The sequence below is a fragment of the Pseudomonas sp. S37 genome (assembly GCF_016658545.1).
In the GTDB taxonomy this organism is placed as follows: Bacteria; Pseudomonadota; Gammaproteobacteria; order Pseudomonadales; family Pseudomonadaceae; genus Aquipseudomonas.
Window position 1 is genome coordinate 1 of sequence record NZ_JACVZC010000137.1, and the last position, 15,376, is coordinate 15,376.

General features: G+C 62.6%; 17 protein-coding genes and 1 pseudogene. 10 read left to right on the plus strand and 8 right to left on the minus strand.

Annotated features, from left to right (window positions below; genetic code table 11):
* Positions 1 to 117: 117 nt before the first annotated feature.
* On the minus strand, positions 118 to 378 hold the full coding sequence (locus IAE39_RS26105) for a hypothetical protein (RefSeq protein WP_201207381.1): 261 nt from the start codon (positions 376 to 378) through the stop codon (positions 118 to 120).
* Between the two features lie 160 nt (positions 379 to 538).
* Between IAE39_RS26105 and IAE39_RS26110 the strand changes: the two genes are divergently transcribed.
* On the plus strand, positions 539 to 745 hold the full coding sequence (locus tag IAE39_RS26110) for a hypothetical protein (protein WP_003247353.1): 207 nt from the start codon (positions 539 to 541) through the stop codon (positions 743 to 745).
* 169 nt (positions 746 to 914) lie between these two features.
* Here IAE39_RS26110 and IAE39_RS26115 read toward each other — a convergent pair whose 3' ends face one another.
* Complete coding sequence (locus IAE39_RS26115) at positions 915 to 1,499, minus strand: YajG family lipoprotein (protein ID WP_201207382.1); 585 nt, start codon at positions 1,497 to 1,499, stop codon at positions 915 to 917.
* A gap of 145 nt (positions 1,500 to 1,644) precedes the next feature.
* On the opposite strand from IAE39_RS26115, the gene IAE39_RS26120 reads away from it, so the two are divergent.
* Positions 1,645 to 1,878, plus strand: a complete 234-nt coding sequence (locus tag IAE39_RS26120; RefSeq protein WP_201207383.1) for a hypothetical protein — start codon at positions 1,645 to 1,647, stop codon at positions 1,876 to 1,878.
* Positions 1,879 to 2,478: 600 nt separating this feature from the next.
* Complete coding sequence (gene mqo / locus IAE39_RS26125; RefSeq protein WP_201207384.1) at positions 2,479 to 3,987, plus strand: malate dehydrogenase (quinone); 1,509 nt, start codon at positions 2,479 to 2,481, stop codon at positions 3,985 to 3,987.
* Between the two features lie 159 nt (positions 3,988 to 4,146).
* On the opposite strand, the gene IAE39_RS26130 is transcribed toward mqo, so the two are convergent.
* The 4 genes and pseudogenes from IAE39_RS26130 to IAE39_RS26145 form a co-directional block, all read right to left on the minus strand.
* Positions 4,147 to 4,437 (minus strand): PA4642 family protein, encoded by a 291-nt coding sequence (locus IAE39_RS26130; protein WP_201207385.1) that lies wholly within the window; start codon positions 4,435 to 4,437, stop codon positions 4,147 to 4,149.
* 68 nt (positions 4,438 to 4,505) lie between these two features.
* Entirely contained in the window at positions 4,506 to 4,976 is a 471-nt protein-coding gene (locus IAE39_RS26135) for a hypothetical protein (protein ID WP_201207386.1), read from the minus strand.
* Positions 4,977 to 5,150: 174 nt separating this feature from the next.
* Positions 5,151 to 5,297 (minus strand): annotated as a pseudogene (locus tag IAE39_RS26140) (WbuC family cupin fold metalloprotein); the annotation flags it as partial.
* Positions 5,298 to 5,299: 2 nt separating this feature from the next.
* Positions 5,300 to 5,857, minus strand: a complete 558-nt coding sequence (locus IAE39_RS26145; RefSeq protein WP_201207387.1) for a hypoxanthine-guanine phosphoribosyltransferase — start codon at positions 5,855 to 5,857, stop codon at positions 5,300 to 5,302.
* A 162-nt stretch (positions 5,858 to 6,019) separates the two neighbouring features.
* Here IAE39_RS26145 and upp point away from each other — a divergent pair, with 162 nt between their 5' ends.
* Together upp and IAE39_RS26155 are read left to right on the plus strand one after the other, a co-directional pair.
* Entirely contained in the window at positions 6,020 to 6,658 is a 639-nt protein-coding gene (upp, locus tag IAE39_RS26150; RefSeq protein WP_201207388.1) for a uracil phosphoribosyltransferase, read from the plus strand.
* Positions 6,659 to 6,660: 2 nt separating this feature from the next.
* Positions 6,661 to 7,935 (plus strand): uracil-xanthine permease family protein, encoded by a 1,275-nt coding sequence (locus tag IAE39_RS26155; RefSeq protein WP_201207389.1) that lies wholly within the window; start codon positions 6,661 to 6,663, stop codon positions 7,933 to 7,935.
* Between the two features lie 131 nt (positions 7,936 to 8,066).
* Here the strand turns inward: IAE39_RS26155 and hemH are convergent, their stop codons facing one another.
* Both hemH and IAE39_RS26165 read right to left on the minus strand, forming a co-directional pair.
* Complete coding sequence (gene hemH, locus IAE39_RS26160) at positions 8,067 to 9,080, minus strand: ferrochelatase (RefSeq protein WP_201207390.1); 1,014 nt, start codon at positions 9,078 to 9,080, stop codon at positions 8,067 to 8,069.
* A 13-nt stretch (positions 9,081 to 9,093) separates the two neighbouring features.
* Positions 9,094 to 9,999 (minus strand): TIGR01777 family oxidoreductase, encoded by a 906-nt coding sequence (locus IAE39_RS26165; protein ID WP_201207391.1) that lies wholly within the window; start codon positions 9,997 to 9,999, stop codon positions 9,094 to 9,096.
* A 187-nt stretch (positions 10,000 to 10,186) separates the two neighbouring features.
* Between IAE39_RS26165 and IAE39_RS26170 the strand changes: the two genes are divergently transcribed.
* The 5 genes from IAE39_RS26170 to IAE39_RS26190 all read left to right on the plus strand — a co-directional run bounded on the left by IAE39_RS26170 (position 10,187) and on the right by IAE39_RS26190 (position 15,261).
* The gene (locus IAE39_RS26170) at positions 10,187 to 11,173 is read left to right on the plus strand and encodes an NAD(P)/FAD-dependent oxidoreductase (RefSeq protein WP_201207392.1); all 987 of its coding nucleotides are present in this window, start codon (positions 10,187 to 10,189) and stop codon (positions 11,171 to 11,173) included.
* Positions 11,174 to 11,272: 99 nt separating this feature from the next.
* Entirely contained in the window at positions 11,273 to 12,241 is a 969-nt protein-coding gene (locus tag IAE39_RS26175; RefSeq protein WP_201207393.1) for a YbgA family protein, read from the plus strand.
* Positions 12,231 to 13,130 carry a MerR family transcriptional regulator gene (locus tag IAE39_RS26180; RefSeq protein WP_201207394.1) on the plus strand — a complete coding sequence of 300 codons (900 nt, stop codon included), beginning with the start codon at positions 12,231 to 12,233 and terminating at the stop codon, positions 13,128 to 13,130. The genes IAE39_RS26175 and IAE39_RS26180 overlap by 11 nt, the downstream gene beginning before the upstream one ends.
* Positions 13,121 to 14,545: a deoxyribodipyrimidine photo-lyase gene (gene phrB, locus IAE39_RS26185; protein WP_201207395.1), complete on the plus strand. Its 1,425-nt coding sequence runs from the start codon at positions 13,121 to 13,123 to the stop codon at positions 14,543 to 14,545. The genes IAE39_RS26180 and phrB overlap by 10 nt, the downstream gene beginning before the upstream one ends.
* A gap of 14 nt (positions 14,546 to 14,559) precedes the next feature.
* Positions 14,560 to 15,261 (plus strand): SDR family NAD(P)-dependent oxidoreductase, encoded by a 702-nt coding sequence (locus IAE39_RS26190; protein ID WP_201207396.1) that lies wholly within the window; start codon positions 14,560 to 14,562, stop codon positions 15,259 to 15,261.
* Positions 15,262 to 15,376: the final 115 nt, after the last annotated feature.

The following is a 15,376-nucleotide window of genomic DNA, read 5'->3' on the forward strand; positions in this document are numbered from 1 at the left end:
GCCCTTAAGAGGTGTCCGGGATCATTAGGCCAGTTCAAGGCCGCTCCTACAAGAGACCGCGATCCCCCTGTAGGAGCGGCCTTGCGTCGCGATGGGGCGCGAAGCGGCCCCAAAATCTCAAACCCAGGTACTGAACCAGGACAACAGCAGCGCCATCGCCAGGCAAGCAAACCCGAGAATGTAGAAGTACTTGGGCACCCGCAGGTCGAACGCGTCCACCACCCCTTCCTCCAGCGCCAGGCTCTCGCGGGTTTCGGCCTCGCGCCGCCGTGCGCTGTGCAGCAGCAACCCGCCTGGGCAGGTCAGCAGCAGCGCCAGCAGGTTGATCAGCTTGGTGGGATGGGCGGCCATGAACCCCCAGAGCACTTGCAAAGACATCACGCAACCTCGGTGTAAGCGACGGCAAAGGCCCGCATTCTACCCAAGTCGCCCTCTGGCGCCCGGCCTTGGCGACAAACTGTCATTAAATTTCATCTGTCATTCGCTCGTCATCTGAACAGGCCACCCTGTCGGCCTTTTCATGACCCGGAGCTTGTTCATGCTGCACGCCGAAAACCAGGACCGCCTCTACCTCGTTGCCCAGAGCGATGAACAACAGGCGCTGATCGATGGTTTTGCCATCAATGTGCAGGACCGCCAGTGGCTGGTCTATTGTGCGCTGGGTGGGCATGTGCATGAGGATTTGCCGGAGGTGGATGCCGGGACCGGTTTCAGTTTGCTGGATTTTCATATAGAAGCTGCGTAAGCCTGTTATGGCCTCTTCGCGGGTAAACCCGCTCCTACAAGGGTTTCACCGCCCGTGGGCCTGGTGTAATCCTTGTAGGAGCGGGTTCACCCGCGAAGAGGCCGGTACAGGCAACAAAAAACCCGCTGACCGAACACAGGCAGCGGGTTTTCTTTATCCAACCTGAGGCTTACTGCCCCAGCACCTGACCAATGGTCGGGTCTTTGAACAAGCGGGTCAGCGCATCGCTCAGCACATCACCCACCAGCTGGGTGTTGGTGTCCTGGTTCGGCGCCATGCCGAAACGCTGGTCCAGCGAAGCACCGTAACGACCATTGTAGCTGCGCCCGCCATTGGTCACGTCGGCGCGGAAGGTAGCGCCGATGGTGGCCTCGGTCACGTACAGGTTGTCTTTCGGCGACTGGTACTTCAGCTCGGCCAGGGTCACGGTCAGCTGCGGTGCGTTGCCGGCGTTCGGCGTCGGGGTGAAGCCGAGCAGGCGCACGGCGGCTTCTGCCTGGGCCTGCAGCTTGGGCACGATGTCGTTACCACTGACGCTGATGGTGCTGGTCTCAGGGTACATGCCACCGCGAGTGCCCAGCGACTGCGAAGGACGACCGTCAACTACCCGGACCACCACTGGCTGGCCATGACCGACCGGGGCGAGCTGGGCCTTGAGCGTGGGTTGCGGGTTGAGTTGTTGCGGGCTGTGGGCACAACCGACCAGGCTGAGGCTGGCCACGGCAAGCAAACCGAACAACAGACGTTGCAACATGCGCGTTTCTCCAGAAAATGCGGCAAAGGCCCACAGTATACCCAGCCACGCATCGACCAGTCATCGGCCCGGCGCGCTTGTCACAATCGTTTCATGGCCATGCCCTTATCCTTGCGCCAAGCCCTAACGCAAAGGACTCGTCGCCATGGCCTCGCTCTGGACTCTGCTCTTCCAACGCCCGCGCCACAACGCCTATGCCCGCCTTGATGGCGAAGGCAAATGCCTGGCGTTCAAGCAATGCAGCCAGGCGCCAAGCGGTAGCGGCTGGGTGCAGATCGACGAAATCCAGCTGGCCTGGCTGGGCCGCGAACTGCCCGCCAGCGCCCGGGTTTGCGCCCGCGCAAGCCGCCGCTGGCACCAGCGCATCCTCGCAGCCTGACAAACGCTGCAATAAAAACCACGAATGGCGACATTTCTGCCCGCGACATCGCTATAATCTCCCCCCGATTATAAGGACGTCTCCTGATCGGGCCCCGCATTCGCCGATTGACCCCGGCAACTTCACCGCTTCGCCCACAGAGAGCCTTCCACTCAGGTCTTGCATCGGCTGTCGTGCCTGCTTTTCCGGCCCTTCACACTGCATGAACCTGCGGGTTGCCATCGCGCAGTCCCCTTTTGAGGTTCACGTCTCCAAAAGAGCGTGAAAAAACGGTTTTCACAACTTCACAAGAGTGTGGCGAGCAAATGAACAGTCTGGCATGTGCAAAAGCGGCAGATGTGTCCCGAACAGCCCTGAACAGGCGGCAAATGCGCTCATCCCGTATGAGTGTCTGAACCGTTCCATAACGCACGCACGACACCTTGACCATAAGTCGAATTGCCGCACCTGTGGCAAACGGCGTTCAATACCCGAACCCGAAGACTGATTGGCGGTGTCCGCGGAAGTTGCAAGAACTGCGAAAAGTCGGACATGGCGACCCTGGCGAACCCAGGTCCTATGCTGTCAATTAGGTAGCTGTAGATTGTGGAGACGCGTTAAATGGCGCAGAACGAATCGGTTGATGTAGTACTGGTAGGCGCGGGCATCATGAGTGCCACCCTGGCCGTACTGCTCAAGGAGCTTGACCCGACCCTGAAGCTTGAGGTCGTCGAGGCGATGGACTCCGGAGCCGCGGAAAGCTCCAACCCCTGGAACAACGCAGGTACCGGCCACGCTGGCCTGTGCGAGCTGAACTACACGCCGCAGGCCGCCGATGGCAGCATCGACATCAAGAAGGCCGTGCACATCAACACCCAGTTCGAGGTCTCGCGCCAGTTCTGGGCCTACCTGAGCAAGAAGGGCAACTTCGGCTCGGCGCGTGCGTTCATCAACCCTGTCCCGCACCTGAGCTACGTCGAAGGTGACAAGGGTGTTTCCTTCCTCAAGAAGCGCTTCGAGCTGCTCAAGCAGCACCACGCCTTCGCCGACATGGAATACACCGAAGACAAGGCGGTGATGAACGACTGGATGCCGCTGATGATGCCTGGCCGCCCGGCCGACCAGCACATTGCCGCAACCCGCGTGGCCAAAGGCACCGACGTCAACTTCGGCGCCCTGACCAACAAGCTGCTCAAGCTGCTGGGCGACTCGCCGGACGCGCAGGTCAAGTACAGCAAGAAGGTCGTTGGCCTGCGCCGTAACGGCAGCGGCTGGACCGTGAGCATAAAGGACGTCAACAGCGGCGGCAGCCGTGAAGTGGACGCCCGCTTCGTGTTCCTCGGCGCCGGTGGCGCGGCCCTGCCGCTGCTGCAATTGTCCGGCATCCCGGAAAGCAAAGGCTTCGGCGGCTTCCCGGTCAGCGGCCAGTGGCTGCGTTGCGACAACCCGGAAATCGTCAAGCAGCACCAGGCCAAGGTCTATAGCCAGGCTGCAGTGGGTGCCCCACCGATGTCGGTGCCGCACCTGGACACCCGCGTCGTGGACGGCAAGACTTCGCTGCTGTTCGGCCCGTATGCCGGCTTCACCACCAAGTTCCTCAAGCATGGCTCGCTGATGGACCTGCCGCTGTCGGTGCGCATGGGCAACATCGGCCCGATGCTGGCCGTGGCCCGCGACAACATGGACCTGACCAAGTACCTGGTCAGCGAAGTGATGCAGTCGATGGAGCAACGCCTGGAAGCACTGCGTCGCTTCTACCCGCAGGCCAAGGCCGAAGACTGGCGCCTGGAAGTGGCCGGTCAGCGCGTGCAGATCATCAAGAAAGACCCGAAGAAAGGCGGCGTGCTGCAGTTCGGTACCGAGCTGGTCTCGGCCCAGGACGGCAGCCTGGCTGCGCTGCTCGGCGCTTCGCCGGGTGCTTCGGTGACCGTGTCGATCATGCTGGAACTGATCGAGCGCTGCTTCCCAGAGCAGGCCAAAGGTGCCTGGGCTGCCAAACTCAAGGAAATCTTCCCGGCACGCGAGAAGACCCTGGCGACCGATGCGGCCCTGTACCACAAGATCAGTGCCGACAACGACGTGGCGCTGGACCTGGCAGAAAGCAGCCCGGCGGCCAAGCATTACGCCTGAGCCGGCCGGTAACGCAAAAACGCCCCTCGGGGCGTTTTTTGTGCCTGGATCTTTGTCAGCCTGTACCGGCCTCTTCGCGGCTAAAGCCGCTCCTACAATGGATAGGTGGTCTTTGCAGGAGCGGCTTTAGCCGCGAAAGGGCCGGTACAGGCTTACAAATCAGCCACGGGCGTTAGCGATGATCTCGACATACTCAGGCGCATTGCGCTGGTCGGCAATCTGCTCGACGAAGGTCTTGCCGTGCTCGTCCTTGCCATCCAGGTCCAGGCCCGCTTCGACGAAGAAGCCGACAAAGCGCTCGAAGTCGTCGACGCGCAGGCCGCGGTAGGCCTTGACCAGCTTGTGCAGCGACGGCGAAGTCACGCCATCGGCCGGCTCGAACTGAAGGAACGACTTGATGTAGTCGTCGCTGATTTCGTCACCGATTACCTGTTTCTTGTCTTTACGCATTGCCGACTCCAACTGGACCATCACGGAATTTCGAAGGCCGGCAGTGTACCCCCCGCAGGCCGCGTGCCTCAACGCGTACGTACGGTTCCGGTGTGCAGGTCGGCCCAGATGTGGCCGTTGCCGTAGGTAAGAAACTGTACATACAGGGTTTCGTTACGCAGCAGGTCCATGATCACCCGGTAGTCGCTGAGCGGGTAATTCAGACTCAAGGTACGGGCCTTCTCGTCGTACACGGGCTTCTTCAGGCTCTTGGCGGCTTCGCCGTCGAAGGTCAGCAGCACCTGGGCAATGGTCGCGCCCTTGCTCAGCGGTTTGCCTTTGAGCCGCACCTGCAGCGACGACGTGATCGGGATCGGCTGCTGGTCGGACTGACGCTGGGCCCCGACCACTACCGAGTAGTCGGTTACTTGCAGCAGTTGCTGGCTGGTTGGTGCTTCCTGGCGCAGGGACAGGTCGTCAGGTGGCAGGAACTGGCTGTGCAGGGGGGCGGCGGCGAGTGGCAGGCTGACGGCCAGCAGCAGGGGAAGAATCGCACGCATGTGAGGCTCCTTTTATGAAGGAGCACTCTAGCACGGCCTGCACAGCCACTTGTAGGAGCGGCCTTGTGTCGCGATCGGGCTGCGCAGCAGCCCCTCGATTGCAGCTTCGCCACAGAGATTGACGGGGCCGCGATGCGGCCCTATCGCGACACAAGGCCGCTCCTACAGTTGACCGGTGTTTGGCTGCAGCCCGACCGCCATGCGGTGGCAGGGCTCTTCCATTGCATGGAAGTTATGGTGCTGGCGCCCACGCGGGTTGGCAGCAGCCTTTTCGGCCAGCCCGGCGAACAGCGATTGGTCGATGAACGCAGGCTGGCGCATGGTCACAGCCCCTTGACGGCAAAGATGCCGTTGGCGTTGCGCCAGTAGCCTTTGTAGTCCATGCCGTAACCGAAGATGTAACGGTCGACGCAGGGCAGACCCACGTAGTTTGCCTTGAGCTCCGGGCTGGCCTTGCGGTCGTGGTCCTTGTCGATCAGCACGGCGGTATGCACCGAACGCGCGCCGGCATGCTTGCAGAACTCGATGATGGCGCTGAGGGTGTGGCCTTCGTCGAGGATGTCGTCGACGATCAACACGTCGCGGTCGATGAACGACACTTCCGGCTTGGCCTTCCAGAACAGCTCACCGCCGCTGGTCTGGTTGCGGTAGCGGGTGGCGTGCAGGTAAGAAGCCTCCAGCGGGAACTGCAGGTGAGTCAGCAGCTTGCCAGAGAAGATCAGGCCGCCGTTCATCACGCAGAACACCACCGGGTTCTTGTCGTGCAGGTCTTTGCAGATCTGCTCGCCGACGTTGGCGATGGCCGCTTCGACTTCGGCTTCGGTGTACAGGCAGTCAGCTTCACGCATGACTTGACGGATATGCTCGAGATCGGCGGACATGGCGCTCTCCGGGGGGTGCATTTTGGAAAAGCGGGCAAAGGTACGCATCCGCTCGTCACAGATCAAGCATTTATGGACTAATGTCCAGAATGACCAGACGACATCACAGGCTGAATAGATTACTCTAGCGCGGTTTTTTTGCCCGCCTTTCGGAGCCCCCCTATGCCCACTCGTGAGATCCGCCACCCGCTGATCCGCCACAAGCTCGGCCTGATGCGCCGTGCCGATATCAGCACCAAGAATTTTCGCGAACTCGCCCAGGAAGTCGGCGCGCTCCTGACCTATGAAGCCACCCAGGATCTGCCACTCGAAACCTACGAGATCGACGGCTGGTGTGGCAAGGTCTCGGTGGAAAAGATCGCCGGCAAGAAGATCACTGTAGTACCGATCCTGCGTGCCGGCATCGGCATGCTCGACGGCGTGCTCAGCCTGATCCCGGGTGCCAAGGTCAGCGCCGTCGGCGTTGCCCGTAACGAAGAAACCCTCGAAGCCCACACCTACCTGGAAAAGCTCGCGCCGGACATCAACCAGCGCCTGGCCCTGATCATCGACCCGATGCTGGCCACTGGCGCCTCGATGGTCGCCACCATCGACCTGCTGAAAAAGGCCGGCTGCAAAGAGATCCGCGCCATGGTCCTGGTCGCCGCACCAGAAGGTATCGCCGCGGTGGAAACAGCCCACCCGGACGTGCAGATCTACACCGCCTCGGTCGACCAGCGCCTGAATGAACACGGTTATATCGTGCCGGGCCTGGGCGATGCCGGTGACAAGATCTTCGGCACCAAGCAAAAGGACGCCTGACCATGCAGGACGGCTTCAACGACCCGCTCTGGCGCCAGGTCGTTTCGGGCGCGCAGATGCTCTTCGTGGCATTCGGCGCGCTGGTGCTGATGCCCCTGATCACCGGCCTCGACCCGAACGTCGCGCTGTTCACCGCCGGCATCGGCACCTTGCTGTTCCAGCTGGTCACCGGCCGCCAGGTACCGGTGTTCCTGGCGTCGAGCTTTGCCTTCATCACCCCGATCATTCTCGCCAAGGGCCAGTTCGGCCTGGCCGAGACCATGGGCGGCGTGATGGCCGCAGGCTTCGTGTACACCTTCATGGGCCTGATGGTGAAAATCAAGGGCACCGGGTTCATCGACCGCATGCTGCCACCGGTGGTGATCGGCCCTGTGATCATCTCCATCGGCCTGGCCATGGCGCCGATCGCCGCCAACATGGCGATGGGCAAAGGTGGAGACGGCGCTGCATTGATGCCGTACAAGACTGCCATGCTGATTTCCATGCCGGCGCTGCTGACGACCCTGATCGTCGCCGTGTTCGGCAAAGGCATCTTCCGCCTGGTACCGATCATCTCTGGCGTGCTGGTGGGTTTTGCCTTGTCGTTCGCCTTTGGCGTGGTCGACACGGCGAAGATTGCCGCTGCCCCCTGGCTGGAGATCCCCAGCTTCACCGCGCCAGCGTTCAACTGGCAGGCCATCCTGTTCATCGTCCCGGTAGCCCTGGCTCCGGCGATCGAGCATATCGGCGGGGTTATCGCGGTCGGCAGCGTGACGGGCCGTGACTACCTGAAAAAGCCCGGCCTGCACCGCACCCTGCTGGGTGACGGCCTGGCCACCACGGCAGCCGGCCTGTTCGGCGGCCCGCCCAACACCACCTACGCCGAAGTGACCGGTGCGGTGATGCTGACCAAGAACTACAACCCGAAGATCATGACCTGGGCGGCGGTGTTCGCCATCACCCTGGCGTTCATCGGCAAGTTCGGCGCGCTGCTGCAAAGCATTCCGGTACCGGTGATGGGCGGCATCCTGTGCCTGCTGTTCGGCTCGATCGCCGCCGTGGGCATGAACACCATGATCCGCCACAAGATCGACCTCGCCGAGGCACGCAACCTGGTAATCGTTTCGGTGACCTTGGTGTTCGGTATCGGTGGTGTACTGATCGGCAGCGGTGATGGCCCGGATGACTGGGGTCTGAAGGGTATTGCCCTGTGCGCCATCGTGGCGATTGCGCTGAACCTGATCTTGCCGGGCAATGATGGCTGGAAGCACAAGAAGCTGGATGACCAGTTGCCTTGAGTTGGTTTTAGCCTGATGCGGCCTCTTCGCGGGTAAACCCGCTCCTACAGGTTTCCCGTTTCCCCTAGGTTAACGCTATACCTGTGGGAGCGGGTTTACCCGCGAAGAGGCCGGTACAGGCAACCTGTAAGTCAGGCCTTTTCGCACATATCAGCCAACACCCTCACCCACTCCGGGTGATCATTCAGGCACGGCACCAGCACCAGCTCCCGCCCGCCAGCCTCGACAAACTGCTCGCTGCCGCGCATGCCGATCTCTTCCAGGGTCTCGATGCAATCGGCCACGAACGCCGGGCACATCACCAGCAGCTTCTTCACCCCCGCCTTGGCCAGCTCGTCCAGCCGCGCCTCGGTATACGGCTCGATCCACTTGGCCCGCCCCAGCCGTGACTGGAAAGACACCGACCACTTGCCATCCGGTATGCCCATTTTCTGGGCAAAGGCCTTGGCCGTGGCCAGGCACTGGCCGCGGTAGCACACCGCGCGCATTTCGGTGCTGGCATCCTTGCAGCAGTCGGCGGCCTGGAAATCATGCTTGCCAGTCGGGTCGAGCTTTTTCAGGTGCCGCTCCGGCAACCCGTGGAAGCTCAGCAGCAGGTGGTCGTAATCCTGCTGCAGGTACGGCCTGGCGCTGGCCACCAAGGCATCGATGTAATCAGGGTGTTCATAAAACGGCTGCAGCACGCGCATCTGCAACGGCAACTGGTGCGCGCTGATGGTCTGCTTTGCCAGCTCCACTACAGTGGTCACCGTGCTGTCGGCGAACTGTGGATAAAGCGGCGCCAGGGTCACCTTGCGCACGCCTTGTGCTGCCAGGCGCTTCAGCACCTCGGGCAAGGCTGGCTGGCCATAACGCATGGCAATTTCCACCGGGCCATGTGGCCAGTGCTCGACCATCGCGGCCTGCAGCCGGCGGGTCAGCACCACCAGAGGCGAGCCCTCCTCCCACCAGATCGAGCCATAGGCATGCGCGGACTGCTCCGGGCGCTTGACCAGAATCAGCGATACCAGCAGGCGCCGCACCGGCCACGGCAGGTCGATCACGTAGGGGTCCATGAGGAACTGGTTGAGGTAACGGCGCACATCGGCCACCGAGGTGGAGGCCGGGGAACCCAGGTTGACCAGCAGCAGGGCGTGATCGGTCATGCAGCGTCCTATGTCAGAGGCGGCTGGACAAGTCGTCCAGGGCCGATTGCAGATCGTTGAAGCGGAACGTGAAGCCTGCCGCCAGCAGGCGCACCGGGCGCGCCCGCTGGCCGCCCAGCAGCAAGGTCGACAGCTCGCCCAGGCCAGCCTTGAGCAACAGCGCCGGCACCGGTAGCAGCGCCGGCCGATGCAGGGTGCGGCCCAGGCACCGGGCAAATTCGCGGTTGCGCACGGGCTCGGGCGCGCAGGCATTATAAGGACCGCTGGCATCCTTGTGCTGCAAGAGAAAATCAATCAGGGCGATCTGGTCGTCTATATGGACCCACGGCATCCACTGCCGACCATTGCCCAACGGCCCGCCCAGCCCCAGTTTGAAGGGCACCCGCAGGCGCGACAAAAAGCCGCCATCGCTGGCCAGCACCAACCCGGTACGCACCAGCACCACGCGGATGCCCTGGGCCTGCGAGCGCTGCGCCGTTTCTTCCCAGGCAATGCACAACTGGCTGGCGAAGTCTTCACGCACGGGCGCTGCGGCCTCGGTCAGCTCACGCTCGCCACCATCACCGTACCACCCCACTGCCGAGCCGGATATCAACACTTCCGGGCGCTGCTCACGGGCACCCAGCCAAGCCAGCAACTGCTCAGTGAGCGTGATACGGCTGGCCCACAGCAGGTTGCGCCGGGCTGCCGTCCAGGGCCGGTCGGCAATCGGAGCGCCAGCCAGGTTGACGACCGCATCGAGGTGATCGTCAGCTTCCAGTTGCTCCAGGCGGGCGATGCCACGCACGCCCGCACCGCAAATTCTCGGCACCTGCTCAGGTCGCCGGCTCCACACCGTCAGCCGATGGCCCTGGCCTAGCCAGTACTGGCACAGGTGCTTGCCAATCAACCCGGTGCCGCCTGTCAGCAATATATGCATGGCTGTGTCCTCGCAGAATGCGGCGGTGGTCTATTTTTAACAACAAGGCACTTTTTTGACCCGACGCTCTCGGATAAACATAGGCCAACCTGCCCCTTAACAGGGAATAACCTTATACAAAAGTTGTGCATTGTACAGGTTTGCCTGACAGCGTAGTCTGCTCACAGCAAGGTTTGAAGAGGCCATCATGACAGTACCTATTGCCATCATCGGGGCCGGTATCGCCGGCTTGTCAGCCGCCCAGGCCTTGCAGAAGGCCGGGCAATCCGTGCATTTGTTCGACAAAGGCCACGGCAGTGGCGGGCGCATGGCCAGCAAGCGCAGCGAGGCGGGTGCGCTCGACCTCGGTGCCCAGTACTTCACCGCCCGTGACCGGCGCTTTGTCGACCAGGTGCAGCAATGGGTCGCTGCCGGCTGGGCCGAACAGTGGAAACCACAGCTGTACAACTACCACGGTGGCACCCTCAGCCCCTCCCCCGACGAGCAGACGCGCTGGGTCGGCGTACCCCGCATGAGCGCCATCACCCGTGGCCTGCTCAAGGACGTGACGGTCAACTTCGGCTGCCGTATTGCCGAGGTGTTCCGCGGCAAGCAGTACTGGCACCTGCAGGACACCGAAGGCTGCAGCCACGGCCCTTACAGCCGCGTAGTGATTGCCGTGCCGGCCCCCCAGGCCACGCCTCTGCTGGCCGCAACCCCGAAACTGGCGGCGGTGGCTGCCGGTGTGCAGATGGAGCCCACCTGGGCCGTTGCCCTGGCATTCCAGGCAGCGCTGGACACGCCGATGCAAGGCTGCTTCGTACAGGACAACCCACTGGACTGGCTGGCCCGCAACCGCAGCAAGCCTGGCCGTGACGAGCAGCTCGACACCTGGGTACTGCACGCCACGTCAGACTGGAGCCGGCAGCACATCGACCTGCCCAAGGAAGAAGTCATCGAACACCTGTGGGGCGAGTTCGCCGAGCTTGTTGGCTGCGTGGTACCGGCCCCCACCTTTGCCCTGGCCCACCGCTGGCTGTACGCCCGCCCCAGCAGCGTCCATGAATGGGGCGCGCTGGCCGATGCCGACCAAGGCCTGTACGCCTGCGGCGACTGGTGCCTGTCGGGGCGCGTCGAAGGTGCCTGGCTAAGTGGTCAGGAAGCGGCACGGCGGCTGCTCGAACACCTGGAGTGATGTAGCACTATACAAAAATACTGGTTTGCATAACGTCAGTGCTGTGCTGGAATAAACCTGTACAAGATTTTAGTCACGTACAGGTTTCCGGAGACAGCCATGCACGACCCGTCCGCTCACAGCAAGCCGCGTATCGCCATCAGCGCCTGCCTGACCGGGCACAGCGTGCGCTACAACGGCGGCCACAAGGCCTCTGACCTGTGCCGTATGCAGTTGGAAGAACACTTCGAATGGTTACCGGTTTGCCCGGAAGTGGCCATCGGCCTGGGCGTGCCACGCGACCCGATCCGCCTGGTCGGCAACCCAGAACAACCGCAAGTGGTCGGCACGCGTAACCCGGGCATGGACCTGACCGCTCCGCTACGCACCTATGGCGAGCAGATGGCCAGCCAGCTCGGCGACATCTGCGGCTACATCTTCATGCAGAAATCCCCCTCCTGCGGCCTGGAGCGGGTCAAGGTGTATCAGGACAATGGCCACCCTGCCCTGCACGGTGGCCGCGGGGTTTATGCCCAGGCGTTCTGCGCACTGCGCCCGGACCTGCCGGTTGAAGAGGAAGGCCGCCTGCACGATCCCGTGCTGCGCGAGAACTTCATCAGCCGCGTGTATGCCTACGCCGACTGGCAACGCCTGCTGGCCGAAGGCCTCAGCCGTGGTGCCCTGGTGCATTTCCATTCGCGCTACAAGTACCTGTTGATGGCCAACAACCCCCTGGCGTATCGCGCCCTCGGGCGCCTGCTTGGCAGCATGGGCAAGGACGCCGACCCGCACACCCTCGGCCCGCACTACTTCAGCCAGTTGATGCAGGCGCTGCGCCGTTGTGCCAGCCGCGGTACCCACTGCAACGTGCTGCAGCACCTCAGCGGCTATTTCAAGGATGCCCTCACGCCGCAGGACAAGGCCGAGCTGCAAACGATCATCGGCCAGTACCAGCAGGGCGTGGTACCGCTGGTGGTGCCGTTGACCCTGCTCAAGCACCATTTGCGCAAGCACCCCGACCCGTACCTGCAGCAGCAGGCGTACCTGCAGCCGCACCCCGAAAGCCTGGGCCTGCGCAATGCCGTCTGATGCGCTGTTGCCGATTGGCGAACTGGCACGGCGCACCGGCGTGAACCCTGTCACGCTGCGTGCATGGGAGCGCCGTTATGGTTTGCTGAAACCCCAGCGCACCGCAAAGGGGCATCGCCTGTACCCGCAGGAACAGGTCGAACGCGTCGAGGCGATCCTGGCCTGGCTGCAGCGTGGCGCGTCCGTCGGCCAGGTGCGCGAGCTGCTCGACAAGCCAGCCAGCACGCCGCCCAAAGGTGACTGGCAGTCCCGGCAATTGCAGCTGGTTGAAGCCATCGCCAACCTGTCACAGCGTACCCTCGACCAACAACTCAACCAGGCCATGGCCCTGTACCCCGCCGTCACCCTCTGTGAGCAGTTGCTGTTGCCGTTGCTCGACCTGTTCGACCTGCGCTGGCACAACTACTTCAATGCGCGGCTGGAGCAGGTGTTTTTCCACAGCTGGCTGCGCAGCAAGCTCGGCGCCCGCGTGTACCACGACAACCAGTTGCTGCAAGGCCCCGCCGTGTTACTGGCCGAAGACAGCGAGCGCACCTTCAGCCCCGGGCTGTGGTTGTGCGCCTGGTTGTTCACCAGCAATGGCTTCCCGGTCGAGGTGCTCGAGCAACCTGTCAGCGGCCCGCAACTGCTCAGCGCCATCAGCACCTTCAAACCACGCGCCGTGCTCCTGCACCTGGGGCCGCGCATCGACGACAAGGCGCTGCTGCGCACCCTGCAGGGCGTGCCAGGCCCGAAGCTGCTGGGCGGCAACATGGTTGCCCTGCACGAAGCCAGCCTGAAGCGAGCGCAGTTGCCTGAACTTTTCCTGTTCGATACCCCGCAGGCGGCATTGCGCTTGCTTCAAGCCCATGACCGCCAGCCTGTAGAGATAATTGCCCCATGCACCTGACCTGGCTGCGCAGTGACCTGCGCATCGATGACAACACCGCGCTCAGCACTGCTGCCGAACGCGGCCCGACTTTGGCCCTGTGGCTGGTCAGCCCCGGGCAATGGCAGGCCCACGACGATGCCGACTGCAAGGTCGACTTCTGGTTGCGCAACCTGCGCGATCTGCGTCAATCGCTGGAAAAACTGAACATCCCGTTGCTGATCCGCAAGGTCGATACCTGGGCCCAAGCGCCCCAGGCGGTGCTTGATGTGTGTCGCCAGCACCAGGTGCAGAGCGTGCACTGGAACGAGGAGTACGGCATCAACGAACAACAGCGCGACGATGCCACCCGCGCGCTGCTGGAGAAGTCGTCAATCCAGGCCCACAGCCACCTCGACCAGCTGTTCTTCCGCCCGGGCACCATCCTGACCCGCAGTGGCGACTACTTCCAGGTGTTCAGCCAGTTCAAGAAGACCTGCCTCGAGCACCTGCACCGCAGCCTGCCGGCCTTGGCCCATCGAGTGAAACGCCAGGCACCGCTGCAGATCGACAGCGACCCGATCCCTCAACACATCGAGGGCTTCGAAAAAACCGCGCGTGCATTGCGTGAGCATTGGCCGGCGGGCGAAGCCGAGGCGCAGCGGCGGTTGTCGCGCTTTCTCGACGAAACCATCGACGACTACCAGCAGTTGCGCGACCTGCCGGCAAAGCCCGGTACCAGCCAGCTCTCCACCTACCTGGCGGCTGGCGTGATCTCGCCGCGCCAGTGCCTGCATGGCGCCCTGGCCAGCAACCGGGGCGAATTCGACAGCGGCAGCACCGGCGTGCAGACCTGGATCAACGAACTGCTCTGGCGCGAATTCTACAAACACATCCTGCAGGGTTATCCACAGGTCTCGCGCCATCGCGCCTTCCGCGCCCATACCGAGGCCCTGCCCTGGCGTGATGCCCCGGCAGACCTGGAGGCGTGGGAACAGGGCCGTACCGGCTTCCCGATCATCGATGCCGCCATGCGCCAACTCTTGCACACAGGCTGGATGCATAACCGCCTGCGCATGGTCGTGGCCATGTTCCTCAGCAAGAACCTGCTGATCGACTGGCGCAAGGGCGAGCGGCATTTCATGCGCCACCTGATAGACGGCGACCTGGCCGCCAACAACGGCGGCTGGCAGTGGAGCGCATCTACCGGCACTGACGCAGTGCCCTATTTCCGTATCTTCAACCCGGTATCGCAGTCGCAGCGGTTCGATCCGGAGGGGCGTTTCATTCGTCACTGGGTGCCGGAATTAAAGGAGCTTGATGAAAAAACAGTTCACCAACCGGTGAAGTCGAATGATCTTTTTGATAATAATTTGTATCCAAGCCCAATGGTCGATCTCAGCAGCAGTCGCCAGCGTGCACTGGAGGCCTTCAAAGGCCTGCCACGCCGGCAGTAACAGGGGACAACGTCTTGACTAACTCACGCAGGTTTTGGGTTACAGGCGCAAGCAACGGACTAGGCTTGGCTTTGGTGGAACAGATGCTTGCACAAGGGCATCGGGTTGCAGTTAGTGGCAAGGATGACCAGGTGCTGGAGGCACTGGCAGTGAAGCACGGCAGCCTGTTGTTGCGCTTGCCGTGGCAGTTGCATGAAGAACAGCAGGCGGCGAGTGCCGCCCAGCAGATCTGCCATGCCTGGTGTGGGCTGGACGGGTTGGTCATCAACGCCGGGACCAGTGACTACCTGGCTGACGATGTGGCCGACAACGAGCTGATCGAGGCGATCGTCACCAGCAACCAGCTGGCTACCGAACATTGCCTGGCCAGTGCATTGCCGTTGCTGGCCAAGGGTGATTCGCCGCAGGTGATGGCGGTGTTCAACCGCTACTCGGCGTTGCAGTTGTATGCGCCGACGCAGACGACTGCGGGGTGGAACAATATTCCACAGTGGGTGCGCGAACAGCGTAACGCGCTGAAAGCGCATGGGGTTACGTTCACGGTAGTGGGGCCGCAGTCGCTGAAAACGCCGGTAACGTCGGCGCCGGCAATACCGGAGGCATGGACACCGGAGAGCGCGGCAGCAGAGTTGCTGCAGCGCTGGCCGCAGGGGGAGCCGGAGTTGGTGCTGGAAACCCTGGACCTCAGTGGGTTATGGCCTCTTCCACCCAGATGACTGGCATGCCCGGCCGCTTCCATAGAACTGCCCATAACTCATTGAATTGGCAGGGACACTGTGGGGCTTTAGCCGCGAACACCGGCGCAGCCGGTGCCATGCACCGCGTTGGATT

Bases quoted from the DNA above. Each gene is read 5' to 3' on its own strand.
- hemH (WP_201207390.1), bottom strand. From the start codon at position 9,080: ATGACCGATCACGCCCTGCTGCTGGTCAACCTGGGTTCCCCGGCCTCC.
- IAE39_RS26180 (WP_201207394.1), top strand. From the start codon at position 12,231: ATGCCGTCTGATGCGCTGTTGCCGATTGGCGAACTGGCACGGCGCACC.
- IAE39_RS26155 (WP_201207389.1), top strand. From the start codon at position 6,661: ATGCAGGACGGCTTCAACGACCCGCTCTGGCGCCAGGTCGTTTCGGGC.
- IAE39_RS26105 (WP_201207381.1), bottom strand. From the start codon at position 378: ATGTCTTTGCAAGTGCTCTGGGGGTTCATGGCCGCCCATCCCACCAAG.
- phrB (WP_201207395.1), top strand. From the start codon at position 13,121: ATGCACCTGACCTGGCTGCGCAGTGACCTGCGCATCGATGACAACACC.
- IAE39_RS26145 (WP_201207387.1), bottom strand. From the start codon at position 5,857: ATGTCCGCCGATCTCGAGCATATCCGTCAAGTCATGCGTGAAGCTGAC.
- mqo (WP_201207384.1), top strand. From the start codon at position 2,479: ATGGCGCAGAACGAATCGGTTGATGTAGTACTGGTAGGCGCGGGCATC.
- IAE39_RS26120 (WP_201207383.1), top strand. From the start codon at position 1,645: ATGGCCTCGCTCTGGACTCTGCTCTTCCAACGCCCGCGCCACAACGCC.
- IAE39_RS26165 (WP_201207391.1), bottom strand. From the start codon at position 9,999: ATGCATATATTGCTGACAGGCGGCACCGGGTTGATTGGCAAGCACCTG.
- upp (WP_201207388.1), top strand. From the start codon at position 6,020: ATGCCCACTCGTGAGATCCGCCACCCGCTGATCCGCCACAAGCTCGGC.
- IAE39_RS26135 (WP_201207386.1), bottom strand. From the start codon at position 4,976: ATGCGTGCGATTCTTCCCCTGCTGCTGGCCGTCAGCCTGCCACTCGCC.
- IAE39_RS26110 (WP_003247353.1), top strand. From the start codon at position 539: ATGCTGCACGCCGAAAACCAGGACCGCCTCTACCTCGTTGCCCAGAGC.
- IAE39_RS26175 (WP_201207393.1), top strand. From the start codon at position 11,273: ATGCACGACCCGTCCGCTCACAGCAAGCCGCGTATCGCCATCAGCGCC.
- IAE39_RS26115 (WP_201207382.1), bottom strand. From the start codon at position 1,499: ATGTTGCAACGTCTGTTGTTCGGTTTGCTTGCCGTGGCCAGCCTCAGC.
- IAE39_RS26170 (WP_201207392.1), top strand. From the start codon at position 10,187: ATGACAGTACCTATTGCCATCATCGGGGCCGGTATCGCCGGCTTGTCA.
- IAE39_RS26130 (WP_201207385.1), bottom strand. From the start codon at position 4,437: ATGCGTAAAGACAAGAAACAGGTAATCGGTGACGAAATCAGCGACGAC.